General features: G+C 73.2%; 21 protein-coding genes. 6 read left to right on the top strand and 15 right to left on the bottom strand.

Annotated features, from left to right (window positions below; genetic code table 11):
• The first annotated feature begins 2 nt into the window (after positions 1–2).
• Positions 3–779 carry a phosphate ABC transporter ATP-binding protein PstB gene (gene pstB / locus EIO00_RS12700; protein WP_140178470.1) on the top strand — a complete coding sequence of 259 codons (777 nt, stop codon included), beginning with the start codon at positions 3–5 and terminating at the stop codon, positions 777–779.
• A 218-nt stretch (positions 780–997) separates the two neighbouring features.
• On the opposite strand, the gene EIO00_RS12695 is transcribed toward pstB, so the two are convergent.
• From EIO00_RS12695 to EIO00_RS12675, 5 genes are all read right to left on the bottom strand, one after another.
• Positions 998–2,047, bottom strand: coding sequence for an inorganic phosphate transporter (locus EIO00_RS12695; protein ID WP_479681607.1), 1,050 nt, complete (start codon positions 2,045–2,047; stop codon positions 998–1,000).
• Between the two features lie 214 nt (positions 2,048–2,261).
• The gene (locus EIO00_RS12690; RefSeq protein WP_140178468.1) at positions 2,262–2,879 is read right to left on the bottom strand and encodes a DUF47 domain-containing protein; all 618 of its coding nucleotides are present in this window, start codon (positions 2,877–2,879) and stop codon (positions 2,262–2,264) included.
• Between the two features lie 380 nt (positions 2,880–3,259).
• Positions 3,260–3,442 carry a hypothetical protein gene (locus EIO00_RS12685; RefSeq protein ID WP_140178465.1) on the bottom strand — a complete coding sequence of 61 codons (183 nt, stop codon included), beginning with the start codon at positions 3,440–3,442 and terminating at the stop codon, positions 3,260–3,262.
• Between the two features lie 183 nt (positions 3,443–3,625).
• Complete coding sequence (locus EIO00_RS25990) at positions 3,626–4,408, bottom strand: AAA family ATPase (RefSeq protein ID WP_241661307.1); 783 nt, start codon at positions 4,406–4,408, stop codon at positions 3,626–3,628.
• Positions 4,409–7,855: 3,447 nt separating this feature from the next.
• Positions 7,856–8,398 carry a gamma carbonic anhydrase family protein gene (locus tag EIO00_RS12675; RefSeq protein WP_140178459.1) on the bottom strand — a complete coding sequence of 181 codons (543 nt, stop codon included), beginning with the start codon at positions 8,396–8,398 and terminating at the stop codon, positions 7,856–7,858.
• Between the two features lie 272 nt (positions 8,399–8,670).
• Here EIO00_RS12675 and EIO00_RS12670 point away from each other — a divergent pair, with 272 nt between their 5' ends.
• Positions 8,671–9,735 carry a hypothetical protein gene (locus EIO00_RS12670; RefSeq protein ID WP_241661306.1) on the top strand — a complete coding sequence of 355 codons (1,065 nt, stop codon included), beginning with the start codon at positions 8,671–8,673 and terminating at the stop codon, positions 9,733–9,735.
• A gap of 260 nt (positions 9,736–9,995) precedes the next feature.
• Complete coding sequence (gene def / locus EIO00_RS12665; RefSeq protein ID WP_338325923.1) at positions 9,996–10,517, top strand: peptide deformylase; 522 nt, start codon at positions 9,996–9,998, stop codon at positions 10,515–10,517.
• Between the two features lie 63 nt (positions 10,518–10,580).
• Here def and arfB read toward each other — a convergent pair whose 3' ends face one another.
• Positions 10,581–11,006: an alternative ribosome rescue aminoacyl-tRNA hydrolase ArfB gene (arfB, locus tag EIO00_RS12660; protein ID WP_140178453.1), complete on the bottom strand. Its 426-nt coding sequence runs from the start codon at positions 11,004–11,006 to the stop codon at positions 10,581–10,583.
• Positions 11,007–11,100: 94 nt separating this feature from the next.
• Here arfB and EIO00_RS12655 point away from each other — a divergent pair, with 94 nt between their 5' ends.
• On the top strand, positions 11,101–11,940 hold the full coding sequence (locus EIO00_RS12655; RefSeq protein ID WP_140178451.1) for an oxygenase MpaB family protein: 840 nt from the start codon (positions 11,101–11,103) through the stop codon (positions 11,938–11,940).
• Positions 11,941–11,953: 13 nt separating this feature from the next.
• On the opposite strand, the gene EIO00_RS12650 is transcribed toward EIO00_RS12655, so the two are convergent.
• The 4 genes from EIO00_RS12650 to EIO00_RS12635 all read right to left on the bottom strand — a co-directional run bounded on the left by EIO00_RS12650 (position 11,954) and on the right by EIO00_RS12635 (position 16,113).
• The gene (locus EIO00_RS12650; protein ID WP_206664123.1) at positions 11,954–13,579 is read right to left on the bottom strand and encodes a sensor histidine kinase; all 1,626 of its coding nucleotides are present in this window, start codon (positions 13,577–13,579) and stop codon (positions 11,954–11,956) included.
• Positions 13,576–14,286: a response regulator transcription factor gene (locus EIO00_RS12645; protein WP_140178448.1), complete on the bottom strand. Its 711-nt coding sequence runs from the start codon at positions 14,284–14,286 to the stop codon at positions 13,576–13,578. The genes EIO00_RS12650 and EIO00_RS12645 overlap by 4 nt, the downstream gene beginning before the upstream one ends.
• Positions 14,287–14,562: 276 nt before the next feature.
• Positions 14,563–15,327, bottom strand: coding sequence for a crotonase/enoyl-CoA hydratase family protein (locus EIO00_RS12640; protein ID WP_140178445.1), 765 nt, complete (start codon positions 15,325–15,327; stop codon positions 14,563–14,565).
• 12 nt (positions 15,328–15,339) lie between these two features.
• On the bottom strand, positions 15,340–16,113 hold the full coding sequence (locus tag EIO00_RS12635; RefSeq protein ID WP_140178442.1) for an SDR family NAD(P)-dependent oxidoreductase: 774 nt from the start codon (positions 16,111–16,113) through the stop codon (positions 15,340–15,342).
• Positions 16,114–16,319: 206 nt separating this feature from the next.
• On the opposite strand from EIO00_RS12635, the gene EIO00_RS12630 reads away from it, so the two are divergent.
• Positions 16,320–17,168, top strand: coding sequence for an SDR family oxidoreductase (locus tag EIO00_RS12630; protein WP_140178439.1), 849 nt, complete (start codon positions 16,320–16,322; stop codon positions 17,166–17,168).
• Positions 17,169–17,381: 213 nt separating this feature from the next.
• On the opposite strand, the gene EIO00_RS12625 is transcribed toward EIO00_RS12630, so the two are convergent.
• Positions 17,382–17,582 (bottom strand): hypothetical protein, encoded by a 201-nt coding sequence (locus EIO00_RS12625; protein WP_140178436.1) that lies wholly within the window; start codon positions 17,580–17,582, stop codon positions 17,382–17,384.
• A 58-nt stretch (positions 17,583–17,640) separates the two neighbouring features.
• On the opposite strand from EIO00_RS12625, the gene EIO00_RS12620 reads away from it, so the two are divergent.
• Entirely contained in the window at positions 17,641–18,669 is a 1,029-nt protein-coding gene (locus EIO00_RS12620; protein ID WP_140178433.1) for a DNA topoisomerase IB, read from the top strand.
• A 57-nt stretch (positions 18,670–18,726) separates the two neighbouring features.
• Here EIO00_RS12620 and EIO00_RS12615 read toward each other — a convergent pair whose 3' ends face one another.
• The 4 genes from EIO00_RS12615 to EIO00_RS12600 form a co-directional block, all read right to left on the bottom strand.
• Positions 18,727–19,464, bottom strand: coding sequence for a metallophosphoesterase family protein (locus tag EIO00_RS12615; protein WP_140178431.1), 738 nt, complete (start codon positions 19,462–19,464; stop codon positions 18,727–18,729).
• Positions 19,461–19,721 (bottom strand): BON domain-containing protein, encoded by a 261-nt coding sequence (locus EIO00_RS12610; protein WP_140178428.1) that lies wholly within the window; start codon positions 19,719–19,721, stop codon positions 19,461–19,463. Before EIO00_RS12610 ends, EIO00_RS12615 begins: the two co-directional genes overlap by 4 nt.
• Positions 19,718–20,293 (bottom strand): nucleotidyltransferase, encoded by a 576-nt coding sequence (locus EIO00_RS12605; RefSeq protein ID WP_140178425.1) that lies wholly within the window; start codon positions 20,291–20,293, stop codon positions 19,718–19,720. The genes EIO00_RS12610 and EIO00_RS12605 overlap by 4 nt, the downstream gene beginning before the upstream one ends.
• A gap of 178 nt (positions 20,294–20,471) precedes the next feature.
• Positions 20,472–20,867 (bottom strand): SCO5389 family protein, encoded by a 396-nt coding sequence (locus tag EIO00_RS12600; RefSeq protein WP_140178422.1) that lies wholly within the window; start codon positions 20,865–20,867, stop codon positions 20,472–20,474.
• Positions 20,868–21,675 lie beyond the last annotated feature (808 nt).

The raw sequence follows: 21,675 nt of genomic DNA, 5'->3' as shown, positions 1-21,675 counted from the left end.
TCATGGCCAAGCGCATCGAAGTCTCCGGGCTGAACGCCTACTACGGCCGGGTCCGCGCCATCGAGGACATCTCGATGACGATCGAGCCCCGGTCCGTCACCGCGTTCATCGGCCCCTCCGGCTGCGGCAAGTCCACGTTCCTGCGCACCCTCAACCGGATGCACGAGGTGATCCCGGGCGCCCGCGTCGAGGGCAAGGTGCTGCTGGACGACGAGGACCTGTACGGGCCGGGCGTGGACCCGGTGGCGGTCCGCCGGGTGGTGGGCATGGTCTTCCAGCGGCCCAACCCGTTCCCCACCATGTCGATCTACGACAACGTGGCCGCCGGGCTGAAGCTGAACGGCGTCCGCCGCAAGTCCCTGCTCGATGAGATCGTGGAGCGGTCGCTGCGAGGGGCCAACCTGTGGGACGAGGTCAAGGACCGGCTCCACCGCCCGGGCGCCGGCCTGTCCGGCGGCCAGCAGCAGCGGCTGTGCATCGCCCGCGCCATCGCGGTCGAGCCCCAGGTCCTGTTGATGGACGAGCCCTGCTCGGCGCTGGACCCGATCTCGACGCTGGCGATCGAGGACCTGATCGCCGAGCTGAAGAGCCGGTACACCATCGTGATCGTGACCCACAACATGCAGCAGGCCGCCCGGGTCAGCGACCGCACCGCGTTCTTCAACATCGCCGGCACCGGCGAGCCGGGCCGGCTGATCGAGATCGACGACACCGGCAAGATCTTCACCAACCCCTCCCAGAAGGCCACCGAGGACTACATCACCGGCCGGTTCGGCTGATCCGCGCCCTCGGGCCGCGGGAGGCCGGGTCGCCCGCCGGGAGCCGTCCGCCGGCGGGCGACCCGGCGGACGTGACCGCATCGCCGCGGAAACCGGGCCCGCCCGCGGCGGTGCGCCGGCCGGCGGGTCCGCCGGACGCGAAGGCGCCGGGCGCCCCGAGTGCGGGCGCCCGGCGCTCTTCGGGCTCGAAGGAGGCCTCGTGCGGGCCCGGCGGAGCCTCAGGCCCCGAACAGGTGGACGACCCAGTAGATGACGGCGGCGACCGTCGCGGCCATGGGCATGGTGAGGATCCAGGCCACCACGATGTTGCCGGCCACGCCCCAGCGGACCGCCGAGAGGCGCTTGGTGGCGCCGACGCCCATGATGCAGGACGTGATCGTGTGGGTGGTCGAGATTGGAGCGTGCCAGACGTACGCGGTCAGGTAGAGGATGGACGACGCCGTCGCTTCGGCGGCGAACCCCTTGGGCGGGTCCAGTTCGATCACCCGGCGGCCCAGGGTGCGCATGATCCGCCAGCCGCCGGCGTAGGTGCCGGCCGCCAGCGCGCCGGCGCAGGCCAGCACCACCCACAGCGGCACGCCCTCACCGTCCGAATGGCCGGTGGTGACCAGGGCCAGCACGATGATGCCCATGGTCTTCTGGGCGTCCTGCAGGCCGTGGCCGAGCGCCATCGACGCCGCCGACAGCGACTGGGCGATCCGGAATCGGCGGCCCACCCGGCCCGGATGCGCCCGGCGGAAGATCCACAAGATGGCCACCATCACCAGGTACGCCAGGCAGAAGCCGACGACCGGAGAGACCACCATCGGGACGGCGACCTTCTCCACCACCGTGCCCCAGCTCACCGAGGACGCCGAGACCAGGCCGGCGCCCACCACCCCGCCGATCAGGGCGTGCGAGGACGAGGACGGCAGCCCGAAGTACCAGGTGATCATGTTCCAGGTGATGGCGCCGAGCACTCCCGCGGCCACCACGGTCAGCCCGTGCAGCCCGGCCGGCGGCGTGATCACCTCGCTGACGGTCTTGGCGACCTCCACCCCCAGCAGCGCGCCCAGCAGGTTCATCACCGCGGCCATCAGCAGCGCCGCGCGTGGGGTGAGCGCCCGGGTGGACACCGAGGTCGCGATGGCGTTGGCGGCGTCGTGGAAGCCGTTGGTGTAGTCGAAGCCCAGCGCGATCACGACGACCAGCACCAGCACGGCCGTCTGATGATCGGCCCGCAGCCCCAGCGCCCCGGCGGCCACCACCGCCACGACCAGGGCCAGCAGCCCCAGCCATGCCTTCCGGGAGACCCGGGACGCCTGCTCGCTCAGCGACGGCGGTTCCGATGTCGTGCTCGGCGGCGTCGGGGTCAGCACCGCGCCGTGCCCCCCACGCGCCCCCTCGCGCGGCTCTTCACGTGGCTCCTCGCGTGCGCTCACCTCGCGTGCGCTCACAGCCGCGCCTCCCGGGTCGCGGTACGGCCCGTCCGACATGCGGCCGTCATGATTCCTTGACCGCGATCGCCTCGACGGTGTTGGCCACGTGCTCGAACGCGTCCGCAGCCCCCTCCAGCCGGTCGATCACGTCCTTGAGCTTCATCACCGTCAGCGCGTCGTAGTCGCCGCCGAACAGGCGCGCCAGAAGCCGCCGGTAGATCTGGTCCCCCTGGTTCTCCAGGCGGTTGATCTCGATCCAGTACTCGTTCAGCTCCTTCATGGACCGCAGCCGGGGCATCGCCTCGGCGGTCAGCTCGGCGGCCCGTTCGAGGACCTCCACCTGCTGCACGACCTCCCTGGGGAGCTGCTCGATCTTGTACAGCACGACGAGGTCGGCGGCCTCCTCCATCTCGTCCATCACGTCGTCGAGGCGGACGGCCAGAGCATGGATGTCCTCCCGGTCGAACGGGGTGATGAAGGTTTCGTTCAACCGGTGCACGATCGCGTGAGTCGCCTCGTCACACGCGTGCTCGCACGCGCGCAGCTTCTCCGCGATGGCCTCCCGATCGCTGCCGTCGCTGATGAGCTCCACGAGCAGCCTGACCCCCGTGACCAGGTTGTTCGCGGAGTTCGCGAACATGTCGTAGAAGCTGTCCTCACGCGGCGTGAGACGCAGTCGCACGTCATACTCCTGAAGTGCCGGAACGATCCGCAGAGATCGTAGGCGTTGCCAGCCTGAAAAAGAACCTTCCCCCCTTGTTCTCCCGGCTGTCCCCAACCCCTCCCTCAAAGGGTTGCCCCCGTCCACAACAGGCACACGTCGACATCCGAGACGGCCGGAAGTGCCTGCGGCAAGGGCGGTAGGTCACCAGACAGGTCCTTTGCCCACAGACCGGTCCAACCATCCCAGATCATGATCGTGTGGGCGTTCGGCGAAGAAGCGTGAGATTGCTTACAAAATGCCGCCCATACCGGGGCGGCGCCGTCGATCGGATACCGAACGGCCGGGGCGCCGCCCAGGCTCTGGGCGGCGCCCCGGCCGTTCGGGGACGATCCACTGCACTACTGTGACGTCAGCTCACGACGACCGGTCCCGTCCTGCGAACGGACTCCGAGCACCATGTCGATCTCGTCGGTGGTCAGCGGCCGCTCCGCCGCCGCCACCGCGCTCAGGATCTCGGAGTACAGCTCGATCTCCTCCAGCGCGACACGGTCGTGGACGCGCAGGTCGATCCGCTGGGGCATCGCGTCCACCTCCCTGGGGCGTCCCCGCGTGCGCGGGGAGTTGAGCTCGTCGTTCCCACACCCACCAATGAGGCTACGCGGGAAGAGCGGGACGACACATGACCCAAGAGGACCATTCGGTGGCCACCCGTACGAGGGGTGCGCACCACCGCGGACGGGTGGTGCCGGACCCCCCGATCGGGCCTACTGCTCCGGCCGGAAGTCGCCCATGACCTGCTCCAGCGGGGACTCGGGCAGGTCGCGGGCGGTGAGCCGGGCCACCGTGGCGGCGTTGACGTCGGCCCCGGCCAGCCGGGCCGCCTGGCGCGCCACGGTCTGCTCGAAGAGCTGACGCGCCGTCCGGGCGTAGGCGAAGTCGGGGCTCTCGCGCATCCGGGCGAACCGCGCCAGCAGCTCGACCCGCAGCTCCTCGTCCAGCAGATACAGGTCGCGTTCGGCGTAGCTCTGGAACAGCTGGACCAGCTGCCGGTCGTCCAGCCCGACGAACTCCAGGGTGCGGCCGAACCGCGCCTTGAACGCCGGGTTCCCGGCCAGGAAGCCCTCCATCTCCGCGGCCCGGTCGGTGCAGATCATCAGGAACCGGTCGGCGCGCTCGTCCAGGTGCCGCAGCAGCTCGTGCACCACCCGGGGGGTGCGGTCCAGCCGGGAGGCCTCCTGGATGAGCAGCACCCCGCCCATCGCCTGGTCGACCATCCCGGCCACCCGGGTCTCGGTGTCGAGGGCGTCCCGGCCCGTCAGGTGCACCGGACGACAGGCCACCACATGACCGGAGTCCAGCAGACCGAGCGCCGCGTAGATGCCGCCCACCAGCCCGGCCACCGTGCTCTTGCCGGTGCCGGGCGGGCCGAGGAACAGCAGATGGCGGTCCTGCCGGCGGGTGGGGACGCCGTGCCGGGCCCGCTCGGCCTCGACCTCGGCGTCGGCGACCAGCTCCTCGACGGCGGCCTTCACCTCCTCCAGCCCCATCAGGGCGTCCAGCTGGGCGAGGTAGCCGTCGATGTCGCCGGGCGGACGCAGCGCCGGCTCGATGGCCTCGGCGACGCCGGAGAAGTCCTGAGCGGCCAGCACCAGCCGGTGCTGCGCGGCGCCGGCCCGGTCCAGGTGCCGCTGGCAGGCCTGGTCCAGATACGCCTCCACCAGGCGGGCGTTGACCAGGTCGCCCGGCCCGCGCAACCGCTCCAGATCCCGCTCCGCGACCTCCAGCGCGTCGGGCCCCAACGTGACCCGGCGCTCCTCGGCCAGCACGTACAGCAGGGTCATCCGGTTCTCCACCCGGCCGAAGTCCGGCAGCCGGTAGGTCCGGAAGACCTCCACCAGCGCGGGGTGGTCCTGCTGCAGACGCTTGAAGTGGCGCGGCTCGCAGGTGGCGATCAGCGTGGTCCGCCCGGGGCGGCTGCGCACCGAGCGCACCACCCGGATCATGGCCTCGGGGTCGGCGGCCTCCAGCAGCGCGGCGTCGAGCCGTTCGAACAGCAGGGTCGGGCCGCCCGGCTCCAGCACCGCGGCCAGCTGCTCGGGGGAGGCGCCGCGCACGTCGGCGGCGTCGGCGGTGCGGATCGCGGCGTCTCCGATCCCGGCCTCGGCCAAGGCGAGCGCGATCATCCGGGCCAGCCGGCGCTGTCCGGTGTGCGGGCTGCCGACCAGCAGGATGCTGGGCGGGGCGCCCTCCGCCGGCCGTCCGTCGACGCGGGTCGCCTCCATGTCCGGGGCGGGCCCCGCCGGCCGGCCGTCCACGCGGGTCGCCTCCATGTCCCACGCGGCCCCCGCCGACCAGGCCGGGTGGTCGCGCACCTCGTCGAGCAGAACGTTGACGTCCTCCTCGCCGGACACGAAGGCGATGCCGTAGCGCTCCACGACCCGGCGCCGGTCCGTCCGGTTCTCCGGCGGGTCGATCTGGTCGACCGGCCGGGCGGGCATCGGCGGCGCCTCGTTGAGGAACTCGAAGTCCCCGATCATCGTCTCGGACATGATCCGGGNGAACTCGAAGTCCCCGATCATCGTCTCGGACATGATCCGGGTCCCCGAGCCGACCTCGCCGGAGTCGGGCGCCGCCGGCGGGGACTCGGCGGCCTCGGCGTCGGCGATGTCCTCCGGCCGCAGGATCTTGGTGCGCGGCGGTTGCGCGGCGGCCGCTCCCGCGGGAGCCGCTCCCCCTCCGTCCTCGACCCTGGTGGCCAGGGGGTCGGCGTTCGGCGGGACGTTCACCGGGCCGCCCGGCGCCTCGGGCTGCGGCCCGGGCGCCGCCATGGGCGAGGCGGCGGGAGCGTCCGGTCCCGGCTGCGGGCCGGGCGCGGGCATGCCCGGCTGCGGGCCGGGCGCCCCCACGGGCGCTCCGCCCGGCTGTCCGGGCTGCTGGAACCCCTGGTCGGCGGGCGGGGGCGGCGGGGCCTGGTTCTGCTGCTGCGCCTGCTGCTCCCACTGCTGCTGCTGCGGGGGAGTGGAGGGCGCGAAGCCCAGCTGGGTGTAGGGGACGACGAACCCGTCGCCCTGCTCCTCCTCGCCGTTCTCGGTGCCCGGCAGCGGATCCGGCGGGGCGATCTGCCCGGGACCGCCGGGCGCGCCGCCGGGACCGAACGGCTGCGCCGGGGCGGCGGCGCCGGGAACGCCCGGCGATCCGAACGCCTGTCCCGCGTCCGCCGGGCCCGGGCCGGCGGGAGAGGCGGCGGGCGGCTCGGGGGCGGGCTCCGGCTGGGCGGGGGCCTGCACGAACGGGTGGCCCGGGTCGGGCTGGTGCCCGGAGCCGCCGGGGGCCGCGGAGCCGCCGGGGGCGACGACGCCTCCCGGGGCGGCCCCGGGGAACCCGGGGGCGGGCAGCCCCGGCTGGCCCGGGGTCTGCAGCGACGGCGCCGCCCCCGGCGGCGGGGTCATCGGGGCGGCCGTGCTCGCGGCGCGCGCCCGCGTGGTGCCGATGATCTCGGCCAGGATCGCGGTGGGCACCGGGAATCCGCGGGGCCGGGCGGGGATGCCCGCCAGCCGGCACCAGGCCAGGTCGGCGGCGTAGGCGGCGGCCAGCAGCGGCTCGGCGCCGTCGGAGGAGGCGCCCTTGAGGTTGCCGTGCAGCGGCTCGGGCAGCCGGGCGTTCTGCGGCCACAGGCGGCGCAGCGGGTGCCCCGGCTGGGTCTGCACGGCCTGGATGGTGTAGCGGATCTCCGGGTCCAGCCACGGCACGACCCTGCCCGCGACGTCCTGCCGCACCTTGGCCAGGTCGGCGGCGATCAGCGCGGCGGCCACCAGCCGCGGCTCGATGTAGCCGGGATCGGCGGGGTCCCCGGCGATGGGGACGACCGCCTCGGCCAGCTCGTAGAAGGCGTGCCGGACGTTGTCGCCCGGGGAGCTCTCGGCGCGCAGCGCGGGCGCCAGGTTCGGCGGGCAGCGGGTCAGCCACTGCTGGACGATGGCCTGGTCGCCGTAGGAGAGGGCGCCGTAGTCGACCTGCGGGTTGGCCAGCGTGGTGCCCACGATCGCCATCAGCGCGTCGGCGCGGGCCTGGAACCTGGGGTCGTCGCGCAGCACGCTGGCCGTCGCCCACATGGTCCGCAGCACCGACACCGCCGCGTCCACCCGCCCGGCGCGCAGGCGCTCGGAGTACAGGGCGACCACCGCCTCCAGCGGCGGCGGGGTGAGCCAGCGCGGCCCGTCCACGGTCGGCAGCGGCTTGACCCGGTACGGCGACCACAGCTCCAGCAGCTGCGCGTCGAGCTTGGAGTCGAAGACCGGGGCGACCGCGCACCACAGCATCACGCCCCAGGTGACCGCGACCGTGCCGGGAGTCTCCTGGGTGAACAGCGACCACCAGTGCGGGTAGTCGGCGGCGGGCAGCGCCGCGGCCTGCTCGATGGTGGCCCGCATCCGCGCGGTCACGTCGGAGGAGAGGGAGCGGCCCACGAACGGCAGCGGGGCGGGCGCCCGGTAGGCGAAGTCGGGCCCGGCGGGCAGCACGTGCGGCGGCAGCTCGGGGGGCCGCCCGGCGTGCTGGGCGGGCCGCGCCGACATGCGGGTGGCGGGGGACTGCGGCGGCGGGCACAGGTACCACTGGCCGTCGGACGGGTGCCTCCGGTACCAGCGGGCCCACGCCCCGAACACCCACCACGTGCCGTCGGGCAGCACGAGCATGCGCCCCGCGATCGCATGCTGCCGCTGCTGCGGCGGCGCCGACGGCCACCACCCGGCGGACACCATCGATCTCGTGTCGCGCTCAGCCGCCGTGAACGGGTCCTGCCCCATCGGAGGTGCCGCCAGACCCTGCCCCATCGGGGGCGGAGCCCCGTATCCCGGTCCCCACACCACGTGGTCATGGTAGTTCCGCCGCGTCCCGGGCACCGCCGCATATCACCGCGGAGTGTCCGGCGCCGGTCACAGCGCCGTGAAAGGGACGGCCGCCCGGCCGCCGTCCCCTCGCCGGCCGATCGACGGTCAGCCTGCGGAGTCCCAGGACGCGGAGGTGCGGTGATGCTCCGCCTTGCGGACGTAGACCTGCCAGGTGTGCTCCAGCACCAGGCGGTCGTCGTCGTTCAGCTCCCGCACGACCCTGCCGGGGACGCCGGCGACCAGCACCCCGGAGGGGATCTGCTTGCCGGGCGGGACCAGCGCGCCCGCCGCGACCAGGGTGCCCGCGCCGATCCGGGCGCCGTTCAGCACGATCGCGCCGATGCCGATCAGCGAGCCGGTCTCCACATGGGCGCCGTGCACCATCGCCTTGTGCCCCAGGCTGACGCGGTCCTCCAGGATCGCCGGCATCCCGGGGTCGGCGTGCAGGCAGCACAGGTCCTGGATGTTGCACTCGTCGCCGACGATGATCTGCTCGTCGTCGCCGCGCAGCACGGACCCGTACCAGACGTTGGCGGACCGGCCCAGCGTCACCTTGCCGACGACCACCGCGCCGGGGGCGATCCAGGCCTGGGGGTGGATGTTCGGCTTGTCGGAGCCCAGCGACCCCACGTAGCTCATCTGACTCATGACGGCGATCGTAGGGAAGGGCCGCGTCGCCTCCTCGCCCGAGCCCCTGTCGCCCATGACCGCACCGGGCGTCCGGCCGTCACGCTCCGAGACGAAGAAATCGCAGCGAGAACGGGCATTCCGGTTGCGCAGGCGGGGCGGTCGGGGCGAGAGTCGACTCTTGACATCTGTGTGCTACTACAGAGGTTCCCGAGCGGGTTCCACCCCGCCCGCCGACCGTCGACTCCGACCCCCTTGACGGGGCATGCCCCGCCAACGACCCCCTTAGGCCCATGAGCAACGAAGCAGAAATCCTGCCGAACCTCCTCCAGCAGGACGAGGAGTTCGAGATCGTGATGCGCGGCTACAACCGCCGTCAGGTGGAGGACCGCCTGCGCGATCTCAAGACCAAGTACCAGAACCAGATCCGCGACCTGGAGGCCAGGCTGGCCCGCGCGCTCGACGACGTCGAGCGGACCCGGCGGGAGATGGCCGAGCTGCGCGAGGCCCGCAAGCCCACCGGCGACGACCTGAGCGAGCGGCTCCGGCAGATCATCAACCTGGCCGAGGAAGAGGCGCGCGACAAGGTGGCCGAGGCCGAGGCCCAGGGCGAGCAGATCCGCAAGGACGCCGAGGCCGAGTCGCAGCGGATCATCGACGAGGCCCGCGAGGCGGCCTCCCGGGACGTGGCCGAGGCCAAGGAGAAGGCCGGGCAGGTGCTGAACACCGCCAAGCAGGAGGCCGAGGCCATCCTGGCGGCGGCCAAGGCCGAGGCCGAGCAGACCGTCTCCACCGCCCGGCTGGAGGCCGAGCGCACGCTGACCACGGCCGAGCGCCGGGCCAGCGTGATCAACGAGGACGCCACCCAGCGGCTGGACAAGCTGACCCGCACGCACACCCAGGCGCTGCAGCGGCTCACCGAGATCCACGAGACGCTGGCCGGCCTGCTGCGCGCCGAGAACGAGGCGGGCCCGCTGGAGAAGATGGTCGACGACGCGGTGAGCCGGACCGCCGGCTCGCGCAAGCAGTCCGCCAAGGCCGCCCAGCCCGCCAAGCTCGCCAAGCCCGCTCCGTCGGCTCAGCCGGCGCAGCCGGCCAAGGCCGCCCAGCCGGCGCAGCCGGCGCCCGCCGAGTCGGAGCAGGCTCCGGCGCCCAAGCACGCCGTGGCCGCGCCGCCCGCGCCCGCCGAGCCCGCACCGACCAAGCCGGACCTGGCTCCGGCGCCGGAGCCCGCGCCCACGGTGCCGCCGCCGGCCAACGCGCTGGACGACAAGATCGTCCTGGACGACCTCAACGAGCTGGAGGGTCCTCGGCCGCTGCCCGGTCAGGCGCCGTCCGCCCCGACGGCCGACGCCTGACGCCGGGCCGCCGGTCGGACCGGGAGTCGGGGGTTGTGACCGGATGCGCCGCCGTGCGCACGGCGGCGCATCCGGTCGGCTGCGGTCGACGGTGTCCGGGCCCGCAGGGTCCGCGGCGCCCCGTGCGGGCCCGGTCCCGCAGGGCGGGGCCCGGCGGTCGGGCCTCCTCGCGGCCCGACCGGGCGCCGCGGGCGGGGGTCGTGATCCGGGGCCGTGACGCCGGGGACCCGGCGCCGGCGGAAGGTCAATAGGCTTTGACCGTGACCGACAGCAAGGGCCGTGGCGCGGTGCGGCCGATCCGCACGTTGGGCGATCCGGTGCTGCGCACCTCCTGTGATCCGGTGCGCGAGTTCGACGCCGCCCTCAAGCGCCTCATCGACGACATGTTCGCCAGCATGTACGCCGCCGAGGGCGTGGGGCTGGCCGCCAACCAGATCGGCGTGTCCCGCCAGGTGTTCGTCTACGACTGCGAGGACGACGACGGCCGCCGCCACGTGGGCCATGTGGTGAACCCCGTCCTGGTCGTCGAGGACGGCGAGATCATCACCGACAACGAGGGCTGCCTGTCCGTCCCCGGGCTGCACTTCCCCACTCCCCGGTACGCGCACGCGGTGGTGGAGGGCGTCGACTACAAGGGCTCTCCCGTGCGCGTGGAGGGCACCGGCTACTTCGCCCGCTGCCTGCAGCACGAGAGCTATCACCTGCGCGGCGGTCTGTACATCGACGTGCTCAAGGGCGAGACCCGCCGCGAGGCCATGCGGGCCATCCGTTCGCTCCAGTGACGAGGGGGCGGCCGCCGGGCCGTCCTTCGGTCGAGGGGGCGCCCGCTCCGCCCGGCGCCGGGCTCAGTACCAGCGCGCGGAGCGGGAGCGCTTGAGTTCGCCGCGGTGCCGTTTGTCCTTGAGGCGGCGTTCGTGGACGCGGCGGCTGGGTTTGGTGGGGCGGCGCGGTTTGGGGGGCGGGGCGGTGGCCTCGTGCAGGAGCATGGCCAGCCGCCGGCGGGCGGCCTCGCGGTTGCGCTGCTGGGAGCGGTGCTCCTCGGCGCGGATGGTCAGCACGCCGCCGCTGATGCGGTTGGCCAGCCGTTCCAGGACCCGGCGCCGATAGGGCTCGGGCAACGACGGAGAGCCGGCGACGTCGAAGGAGAGCTCGACGGCGGTGGCGCTGGTGTTGACGTGCTGCCCACCGGGTCCCGAGGAACGGGAGAAACGCCAGCGCAGCTCGGTCTCGGGGATGACGACCGAGCCTCGCACGCGGACGACGGTGGGCATGCGCCCGATTATCTCCCCTCGTCGTGGTCCATGTCGTTCGATTTTCGTCAGTGCGCACTGGCGAGCGAAGAAAGTGGTTACTTACACTCGTGCCATGAGCGACGGGCTGTTCACGGACGACGACATCATCCGCACGGTCACCAAAGAGGGGCTGCTGATCGCGGCGGGCGGGGCCGCCTCCCTCCTGCAGACCTCCCACCCCAAGGTCGCGCAGGGGGTGCATGACCACAGCTACACGTTCGACGACCCGATGACCCGGCTGCGCAACACCATGGGATGGGTCTACATGGTGGCGTTCGGCAGCCGTGAGGAGGCCGAGCGGATCAGCGCCATCGTCACCCGGATGCACGACCGGGTGGTCGGGCCCGGCTACCACGCCAACGACCCCGAGCTGCAGGTCTGGGTGGCCGCCACGCTGTTCGCGGTCGCCGCGCAGACCTACCAGATCCTGTTCCGGCGCCGGTTCACCGAGGAGGAGCTGGAGGAGTACTACCAGCAGGCCAAGATCTACGCGACGATCCTCGGCTGCCCCGAGGAGCGGATGCCGGCCACCTACCGGGACTTCCGCGAGTACTACGCCCACATGGTCAACACCCTGAAGATCAGCGACGCGTCCCGGCACATCGCCGACGGAGTGCTGCACCCCACCAGGCTGCCGTGGTTCATGCGGCCTTCGATGATCGTGATCCGGCTCATCACCCACGGCCTGATGCCGCCGCCGATCCGCGAGCAGTACGGCTGGAAGTACGGCAGGCTCCGCGAGCTCCAGTTCCACCTGCTGATGATGACGCTGTCGCTGATCTACCCGCGGCTGCCGGAACGGATCCGCACCCTGCCGCGGGAGATCTACATGCACCAGACCCGCAAGATGCTGCGGAGGCTGGCCGAGAAGGAGAACAAGCCCCGACTGAAGATCAAGGCCGACGCGGCCTGACCGCACGGGGCGTTCACCGCCGGCCGTCCGGGGTGCGGGGATCGGTCGACGGGCCGGGATCGTCCGCCGGAGAGGGGCCGTGCGGCGGGCGGGGGGCGGTCGACGGAGGGGCCCGATCCGCCTCCGGCACGGGCGGCGGATCGTCCGGCTGCACGCCCTCCTCCCACAGGGGCAGGATCACCCGGAAGGCGGCGCCCCGGCCCGGGGCGGTCTCCAGCTGGACGACGCCGTTGTGCGCGGCCACCAGGGCGGCGACGATGGCCAGCCCCAGCCCCGTGCCGCCGTCCTGCCGGCTGCGGGACTCCTCGGCCCGGTAGAAGCGTTCGAAGACCCGATGGGCCTGCTCGCGGGTGAGGCCCGGCCCGGTGTCGATGACCTCGCAGACCACGGCGGGCGTGCCGGGCGGGGCGCCGCGGGCGTGCAGCTCGTGCCGCTCGGCGGAGGTCCCGGGGCGCAGCCGCACCTCCACCGGGGTGCCGGCGGGGGTGTGCGTGACGGCGTTCTTGAGCAGGTTGCCCAGGATCTGGCGGAGCCGCGGCTCGTCCCCCATCACCTGGTAGGCCATGCCGCCCTCGACGGACAGCTCGACGGTGCGGTCGGGGGCGACCGCGCGGATCTCCTGGACGGACTCGGCGGCCACGGCCAGCAGGTCGACCGGGCTCAGCCGAAGGGGCCGCTGCCGGTCCAGCCGGGCCAGCAGGAGCAGATCCTCCACCAGCAGACCCATCCGGGCGGCGGTGTCCTCGATGCGGCCGAGCAGACGGTCGATCTCCTCGGGGGTGCGGGCGGCGCCCTGCCGGTACAGCTCGGCGAAGCCGCGGATGGCGGTGAGCGGGGTGCGCAGCTCGTGACCGGCGTCGGCGATGAAGCGGCGCATCCGGCGTTCGGACTCGCGGGCGGCGGCCTCGGAGATCTGGCGGGCCCGGAACGCGGCCTCGATCTGGGCGAGCATCCCGTTCAGGGATCTGCTGAGCCGCCCCACCTCGGTGCCCGGCTCGGCGTGCGGGACGCGGCGGGACAGGTCGCCGGCGGCGATGGCCTCGGCGGTCTCCTCGATCGCCTCCAGTGGGCGCAGGCTGGCGCTGACCATCCACACCCCCGCCCCGACCAGCACGAGCAGGACCGTCACCCCCACCACCAGGTCGATGGCGATGAGCCGCCGCACGGTGCGGTCGGCCTCGCCCAGGCTGACGCCCACGACCACGCTGCCGCCGCCCACCACGGGGACCGCCATCACCCGCCAGGAGGGGCCGCCGCCGGTGTCCGAGACGGTGAACGGCTCGTCGTACCGGCCGCCGAGATCCTCGGGAAGGCGCGGGCTCCCGGTGATCCAGGGGGCCTGGGTCTCGGTCCGCACGGTGCCGTCGGGGGCGCGGACCTGCCCGTACATGTCGGCGGGCACCCGCAGCATGATCCGCCCGTCCGGGTCGACCAGCGGCCGGGAGAGCTGGTCGACCAGCCGGGCGGTGGCCTGCCGCAGCTGCTCGTCGGCACGGGCGATCAGATGGCTGCGCAGGACCGACACCCCGGCGACGCCGATCACCGCCAGACCCGCCAGCACCAGCGCCAGCATGGCGGCGATGAGCTTGACCCGCAGCGGAACGCGGGCCGACAGGCGGTGCAGCGCCGCGACGGTCATGACCCCTGGGGCGGGCGGAGCACGTATCCGACCCCGCGCAGGGTGTGGATGAGCCTGGGCTCGGCGTTGTCGACCTTGCGACGCAGCGCCGAGACGTAGGACTCGACGATCCCGGCGTCGCCGCGGAAGTCGTAGTTCCACACGTGGTCGAGGATCTGCGCCTTGGACAGCACCCGTCCGGCGTTGGTCATGAAGTATCGCAGCAGCTTGAACTCGGTCGGCGACAGCGCGATCGGCCGTCCCGCCCGCCACACCTGGTGGCCGTCGTCGTCCAGCTCGATGTCGGCGACCACCAGCCGAGGGGAGGGTGCGGGCCGCTCGCCGCGGGTCCGCCGCAGCACCGCGTGGATGCGGGCGATGACCTCTTCCAGGCTGAACGGCTTGGTGACGTAGTCGTCGCCGCCGATGGTCAGTCCGGTGATGCGGTCCTGCACCGCGTCCCGGGCGGTCAGGAACAGCACCGGCGTCCGGGCGCCGCCCGACCGCAGCCGCCGCACCACGGCGAACCCGTCGAGGTCCGGCAGCATCACGTCCAGCACGATCAGGTCGGGCCGGTGCCGCAGCGCGGCCTCCACCGCGGCGGTGCCGTTGGTGGCGGTGACCACGTCGAACCCGGCGAAGCGCAGGCTGCCCGCCAGCAGTTCGAGGATGTTGGCGTCGTCCTCGACCACCAGCAGGCGGGCCGCCGGCGCGGCGCGCTCGTTCACGAGACCACTCTCCCCTTGTCCATCATGCCCAGGCTGGCCGGCGAACCTGAACGCATCCTGAAAGCCCGCCGAAAGCCCGCTGAGGGCGGTGAAGCGGGCGCGGGGCGGGGCGGGGAGGGCGTGAGAGCGGGCGCGGAGCACGCCCGGGACGGGCCGCGGGAGGAGCCGCGGACGGGGGCGGATGGGGCGGGCGCGGAACGGGCCCGGGAGGAGCACGTGAGGAGCGCAGAACGCCCCGGCCGTGCGGCCGGGGCGTTCCGATGCCGGGTCAGGCGATCACTCGCCCTTCCACACCGGCTTGCGCTTCTCCGCGAAGGCCTTCGGCCCCTCCTGGGCGTCCTTGGAGGTGAACACCGGGCCGGTGATCTCGCCCTGCTTGACCCACACCTGGTCGGCCGGCCAGGTCGGCGACTCGACGATGATCCGCTTGGTGGCGGCCAGCGCCAGCGGAGCGTTCTCGGCGATCTTGAGCGCCAGCTCCCGGGCGCCCTCCAGCGCCTGGCCGGGCTCGGTCAGCCGGTTGACGAAGCCCAGCTCGGCCATCCGCTCGGCGCCGTAGAAGTCGCCGGTCAGCGCGATCTCCATGGCGATGTGGTACGGGATCCGCTGCGGCAGCCGCAGCAGCCCGCCGCCGGCGGCGACCAGCCCGCGCTTGGGCTCGGGCAGGCCGAACTTGGCCTCCTTGGAGGCGACGATCATGTCGCAGGCCAGCGCGACCTCGCAGCCGCCGGCCAGCGCGTAGCCCTCGACCGCCGCGATGATCGGCTTGGCCGGGGGCTTCTCCACGATGCCGGCGAATCCGCGGCCCTCGGCCCACGGCAGCTCGCCCTTGAGGAAGCCCTTCAGGTCCATTCCGGAGCAGAACGTGCCGCCGGCCCCGGTGAGCACCGCCACCGACAGGTCCTTGCGGTTGTCCAGCTCATCGAGCGCCGCGGCGATGCCCTGGGCCACCGCGGCGTTCACCGCGTTCTTGGCCTCCGGGCGGTTGATGGTGATGACGAGGACGGCGCCATCGGTCTCGGTCAGTACCGCGTCGGACATGCCTGCCCCTCCTTACTTGGGCTGGAAGCGAATGGCGCCGTCGAAACGGATGACCTCGCCGTTCATGTAGTCGTTCTCGATGAGCGCGCGCACCAGGTGCGCGAACTCGGCGGGCTGGCCCATCCGCTTGGGGAACTGCACCGGCGCGACCAGCTTGGCCTTGAACGCCTCGGCGGCCTCGCCCTCGCCGTAGATCGGGGTGTCGATGATGCCCGGGCAGATGGTGTTGACCCGGACGCCGATGACCGACAGGTCACGGGCGGCCGGCAGCGTCATGCCGACGATGCCGCCCTTGGACGCCGAGTACGCCACCTGGCCGGTCTGGCCCTCCAGGGCGGCGACGGAGGCGGTGTTGATCACCACGCCGCGCTGGCCGTCGGCGTCGGCGGGCTCGGTCTTGGCGATGGCGGCGGCGCCGATCCGCATCAGGTTGAAGGTGCCGATCAGGTTGACGGCGATGACCTTCTGGTAGGTGGCCAGGTTGTGCGGGGAGCCGTCGCGGTTGACGGTGCGCTCGGCCCAGCCGATGCCGGCGCTGTTGACGATGATGCGCAGCGGGGCGCCGGTGTCCACCGCGGCCTGCACCGCGGCCTGCACCTGCCCCTCGTCGGAGACGTCGGTCTTGACGAAAACGCCGCCGATCTCGTCGGCCAGCGCCTTGCCCTTGTCCTCGTTCAGGTCGGCGATGACGACCTTGACGCCGTGGCCGGCCAGGTCGCGGGCGGTGGCCTCACCGAGACCGCTCGCACCACCGGAGATGACGGCGGAGACTCCGTTCAGGTCCATAAGCAGCACCTTACGTCAGGGACCGAATGTCGTTCGGGTTGATGTTACCCAGGGGTCAAACTACCGGGAATGTTTGACCCCGTGTCCAAGGGGGATGCGCCTTGGCGCCGTGAAGTCGCCGCGGAGCCGCCGCGGACCGTCCGCCGGCTCATCCGCCGACGACTCCGGCGACGCGATCTTGTCACCGAGTGAGCAGCGGGGACCCCATGAGCGAACGACCCGCCCAACAGCAGCCCTACCCCGGCCGCAGCGGAGATATGACACCCCGCCCGCGCGACGAGATGCGCGACTACACCGGCAGCGGGCTGCTGGAGGGACGACGCGCCCTGATCACCGGCGGCGACTCGGGCATCGGCCGCGCCGTCGCCGTGGCGTTCGCCAAAGAGGGCGCCGACGTGGCGATCACCTACCTGTCCGAGGACGCCGACGCCCGGCGCACCGCCGCACTGGTCGAACAGGAGGGCCGCCGCTGCCTGACGCTGGGCGGCGACATGGCCGAGGAGCGGCACTGCCGCGAGGTGGTCGAGCACGCCGCCCGCGGCCTCGGCGGGCTGGACGTGCTGGTGCTGCACCACGGCACCCAGCAGCCGGTGCAGGACCTGCGCCAGATCGACGACCGGCAGCTGCTCCGGACCTTCACCGTCAACGTCTTCAGCCTGCTGTGGACCGTGCAGGCGGCGTTGGACCACCTCGGCAAGGGCTCGTCCATCGTGATCACCGGCTCGATCAACGGGCTGCGCGGCAACGCGTCGCTGATCGACTACGCCGCCAGCAAGGCCGCGGCGATGAACCTCGCCCAATCCCTGGCCCAGCACCTGATGGAGCGGGGCATCCGGGTGAACTCGGTCGCCCCCGGCCCGGTGTGGACGCCGCTGATCCCGGCCACCCTGCCGGAGGAGAAGGTGGAGACGTTCGGACGGCAGGCCCCCATGGGGCGGGCCGCCGAGCCCGACGAGATCGCCCCGTCGTATGTGTTCTTCGCCAGCGACCGGCTCTCGTCGTACTACACCGGCCAGACCCTCGTCCCGGCGGGCGGGGAGATCCACCCGGGCTGAGCCCGCGCCCGCCGGCCCGCCTCCCGCCCCCGGGCCCCGCGCTCCTCAGCCGCGCCGACCGCCCCCGCGCGCCGCGGAACCGTGCTGCGGGACCCTGGCGCAGGGCCGTGCGCGGGGGCGCGCCACGGGGCCGTATCGCGCCCCGTGGCACGCGGCCATGACGCGGGGTCGCCCCGCGGGGCCGCCGCCGCGGCGCGTGGGCGCCCCGGAACGCTACGGGGTGCGGGTCTGCGGCTGATACCCCTCGGCCTCGCCGCCGGGCGCCTCCTCCGGCGCGTTGGGCGGATCGGTGGGGCTCGGCTGATGCTCGCCGCCGATGTCCGGCACCTCGTACGGCTCCTGGGCGTCGTCGTCGGCGGCGCCGGCGGCCTCGGCCCGCCGGTCCGCCAAGGGCTTGTCTCGGTTGTCGGCCATGGCGAGTACGTCACCGGTCACCGGGTTTCAAACATGACCCCCGGGGATCCCAGGAGGGATGGAGCTCAACCGCAGCGACCCCTCCGCCCCCGGCATCACCCGGCGCCGACACGGGCGGGGGTTCCGCCTCCTGGACGCCGACGGGCGTCCGGTGCCGCCCTCCACGGCGGCCCGGGTCGAGGACCTGGTGATCCCGCCGGCCTGGCGGGACGTGTGGATCTGCCCCGACCCCGACGGGCACATCCAGGCCGTCGGCACCGACGCCGCGGGCCGCCGCCAGTACCTGTACCACCCGCGGTGGCGCGAGCGACGGGACCGCGAGAAGCACGACCGGGTGCTGGACTTCGCCGAGGCGCTCCCGGCCGTCCGCGCCCGGGTCGCCGAGCACCTGTCGGGGCGGGGCCTGACCAGGGATCGGGTGCTGGCCGCCGCCGTCCGGCTGATCGACCTGGGGTTCTTCCGGGCCGGCGGGGAGGAGTACGCCGAGGAGAACGGCACGTTCGGGATGGCGACGGTGCTGCGCGAGCACGTGACCTGCCGCCGCAACGAAGTGATCTTCGAGTACCCGGCCAAGGGCGCCAAGGACCGCCATCAGGCGGTCGCCGAGGAGGCGGTGTGCCGGGTGGTCGGCGCCCTGAAGCGGCGCCGGGACGACGGTCCGGAGCTGCTGGCCTATCGGTCGCCGGACGGCGGCCGGCGCGATGTGACCTCCGCCGACATCAACGCCTATCTGCGCGAGGTCTCCGGCGGCGGCTTCACCGCCAAGGACTTCCGCACCTGGCACGCCACCGTGCTGGCCGCCGTGGGACTGGCCGTCTCGACGCAGGCGGCGACCGGCGAGGCGGCCCGCAGGAGGGCGGTGAGCCGGGTCGTCCGGGAGGTCGCCGACTACTTGGGCAACACCCCGGCGGTGGCGCGCGCCTCCTACATCGACGCGCGCGTCATCGCCTGGTACGAACGGGGCGTCACCGTCGCCCCCGCCCTGACCGCGCTGGGCGAGGGGGCCGACTTCGGGGAGCTCGCCACCCAGGGCGAGGTCGAACGCGCCGTCGTGGACATGCTGCGCCGTCCCCTGGAGGGCGGGTGAGCCGCCGCGGAGGCGGATGCGGGGTCGCCCGGGCCGCTGCGGGAGGCCGCCCGGCGCTCAGGCGCGGGTCGCGGCCGGCTCCAGGCAATAGACCGCGTACGCCTGCCCGAGCACCGGGAGGGCGACGTTGCGGACGCGGGTGCCGGCGGAGGTGACGCCCTTCTCGCTGCCCAGATGGGCATGCCCGTGGACGGCCAGGTCGGCGCCCGCCTCATCGATCGCCTCGGCCATCAGATAGCTGCCGAGGAACGGATAGATCTCCAGCGGCTCCCCCGCCAGCGTCTCCTTGATCGGCGAGTAGTGGGTGAGGGCGATCGTGACGTCCGCGCCCGCCTCGTTCACCTCCGTGAGCGCCTGCCGCAGGCGTTCGGAGAAGCTCCGGGTCTCCCGGACGAACTCCTTCATCACCCGCTCGCCGAACTCCCCGGCGCTGCGGCCCGGGAATCCGCCGCCGAACCCCTTGCCGCCGGCGACGCCCAGCCGGACGCCGTCGCAGTCGACGATCGCGCCGTCGCCCTCCAGCACGATGATCCCGGCGTCCCGGAGCATCGCGGCGATCTCGTCCTGGGCGTCGCTGTGGTGGTCGTGGTTGCCCAGCACGGCGATCACCGGTACCGGGGCGTCCTTGAGCTCCTCCACCGCGACCCGGCCCTCCTCGACGGTGCCGTGCCGGGTCAGGTCCCCGGCGACCAGCAGCACGTCGGCGTGCCCGGCCAGGCCCGTGACGTGCCGCCGGTACCGGCCGGCGGTGTCGGCGCCCACATGGATGTCACCGACCGCGGCGACGCGGATCATGAAAGGCGCTCCTGCTCGCCTTCGTCGGGCTCCCTGGAGGAGACCACCGACACCTCGTTGCACACCGGGTGCCCGTGCGCGGCGGCGCGGGCGGCCTCCTCGACGTCGCGCCTGCGCTCCGACGACATCACCCGGCCGCGCAGATAGACCTTCCCTTCCCGGACGTCCACCTGGACGCCCAGCTCGTGCGCCTCCTCGGCGACCCGGGCGCGGATGTGCTCGACCAGGTAGTGCGGCACGTCCTCGGTTCTGGTCACAGGAAGTCCCCCTCGATCACCTTCAGCCGGTGCAGCAGCGTCAAGAACGCGTACGCATAAGGGGAGTGCGCCGTCTCCTTGGCCACCTTCGGCCAGTCCACCTGCTCGCGCAGCGCCCGGCACACGTGCAGGAAGCCGCTGAAGTCGCAGGCCGTCTCGGTGAACGCCAGCAGTCGCATCACCACCAGGTCGTCGGCCGCCAGCACCGGCATGTGCACCGCCGCCACCGGCAGCTCCTCGGCCCGGGCCAGCAGCTCATCGTCCACCGGACGCCCCGACGGCCGGAAGATCAGATCGATCGGCCGGTCGCCGTCGTACACCTTGGCCAGCCAGTCCTCCGGGGTCTCCAGGCGGCGCATCCCGGCGGCGGTCAGCGCGGCCACCGCCGCGTCCACGTCCCGCTCCCGCAGCACGAAGTCCACATCGTGGGTGGAGATCGCCGCTCCCCTGGTGTAGGCGGCGAAGCCGCCGGCCAGCGCGAAGCCGACGCCGGCCTCCTTCAGCAGGCTCGCCACCCGCTTCAGGCTGGTGAGCAGCGTCTCCTCATCGGTCCGCGGCCTGACCTGCGGCATGCCCCCCGCCCTGCGCCTGGTGGTCCCGCCGCGCTCCCCGCGACGGGGTCGTGGCGACGCCGTACCCGCGCAGCGCCCCCTCATGCGCGCAGATCCGCCGCACGCCCTGCGCGAGGGCGCCCCCGAGCCCGGGCGGCGTCCGCGCCCCGCCCGCCCGGGCCCGGGGGACGGCGGCTGCTCAGCAGTCCACGAGCTCGGGGGACTGGTTGAGCAGCTGGGCGCGGGGCGAGACGAACTCCGCGTACCGCTGGGCGGTCCCCGGGGCGTCCGGGACGAACGCGGCGACGCGGTGGCAGTTCTGGAACGCCAGGCGGACGCCGAAGTGACGCTCGAGGGCGCCGCGCATGGCGTCGCTGGCCAGCGCCCGCAGCAGCTGACCGCGGGCGGCCTCGTCCGGCGGCGGGACCTGGTTGTCGGCGAAGCCGTCGGGGGCCTTCCGGGAACGTTCGGCGACCTCGCTGATCACCTGCCAGGCGTAGGGGAGCGAGTCGCGCACGCAGGCCAGGAAGTCCGCGTCGCGCACCTCGCCGTCTCGGGCCCGGCGCAGCAGGTCGTCGCTGACGGTCAGGGACATGGCAGGTCCTTTCTCCTGGGTCTCTCCCGGGTCGTGGCGGCCGGATCCGGCCATGCCCCCGAGTCTTGTATGAAAACGATTTTCATTGCAAGCGGTTCGGGTCGGCGGGTCGCGACGACGGTCGACGGAGGTCGAGGCGGGCGCCGCCGCCCGCGGCCCCGCCGACCAGGGATCGGCGCCCCGCCCCCGCAGGCCCGATCCGCAGGCCCCGAGCCCGCAGGCCGCCGCGCTCGGCAAGAACCCTCGGCTCCCCGTTCACCGCGATCGGCGAGGAACGGTCGGACGCCCCCAGATCCACGCCCCTGGGCCCGCACGCCTCCGGGGCCGGGGACGCCGCCCGCGGCCGACCTCCGGTCCGTCGACCGCCGGCCGCGAGGTCGCGGAACGCCCGCGACGACCCTCGCGCCCCCCATGAACCCCTCACGAGCCGACCCGGCCCGCCGACGGATCCACCGCCCGATTTCCCCGCACGCCGAGGCGGCGTCTCAGGGGAGACCGTCGCGAGCTCCTCACCAGGCCGTTTTCCCCGCACATCGAGGCGGTGCGAAGCCTCATGATCCGGTGCCTCCGACGGCGAATCACCAAGGCCGCACACGGCCCCCTTCAGAAGGCGGAAGCGCCCTATGCGCCCCGGTAATGATCATCTGACTTTTCGGATGCACCCGGCTGACGGAGTCGCTGTGATGATCCCGTGATCATCACCCCAGGGCGACGTCGACACTCCTCGAGGGCTTCTCTTCCGCGATCTTCCTCGTAATGCGACACAAGTCACACATTACTGATCATTTTCTACGTCTTCGCAGCTCAG

It is taken from the genome of Thermomonospora catenispora (assembly GCF_006363815.1).
GTDB lineage: Bacteria > Actinomycetota > Actinomycetes > Streptosporangiales > Streptosporangiaceae > Thermomonospora > Thermomonospora catenispora.
This window is presented reverse-complemented; position numbering and strand designations above follow the sequence as displayed.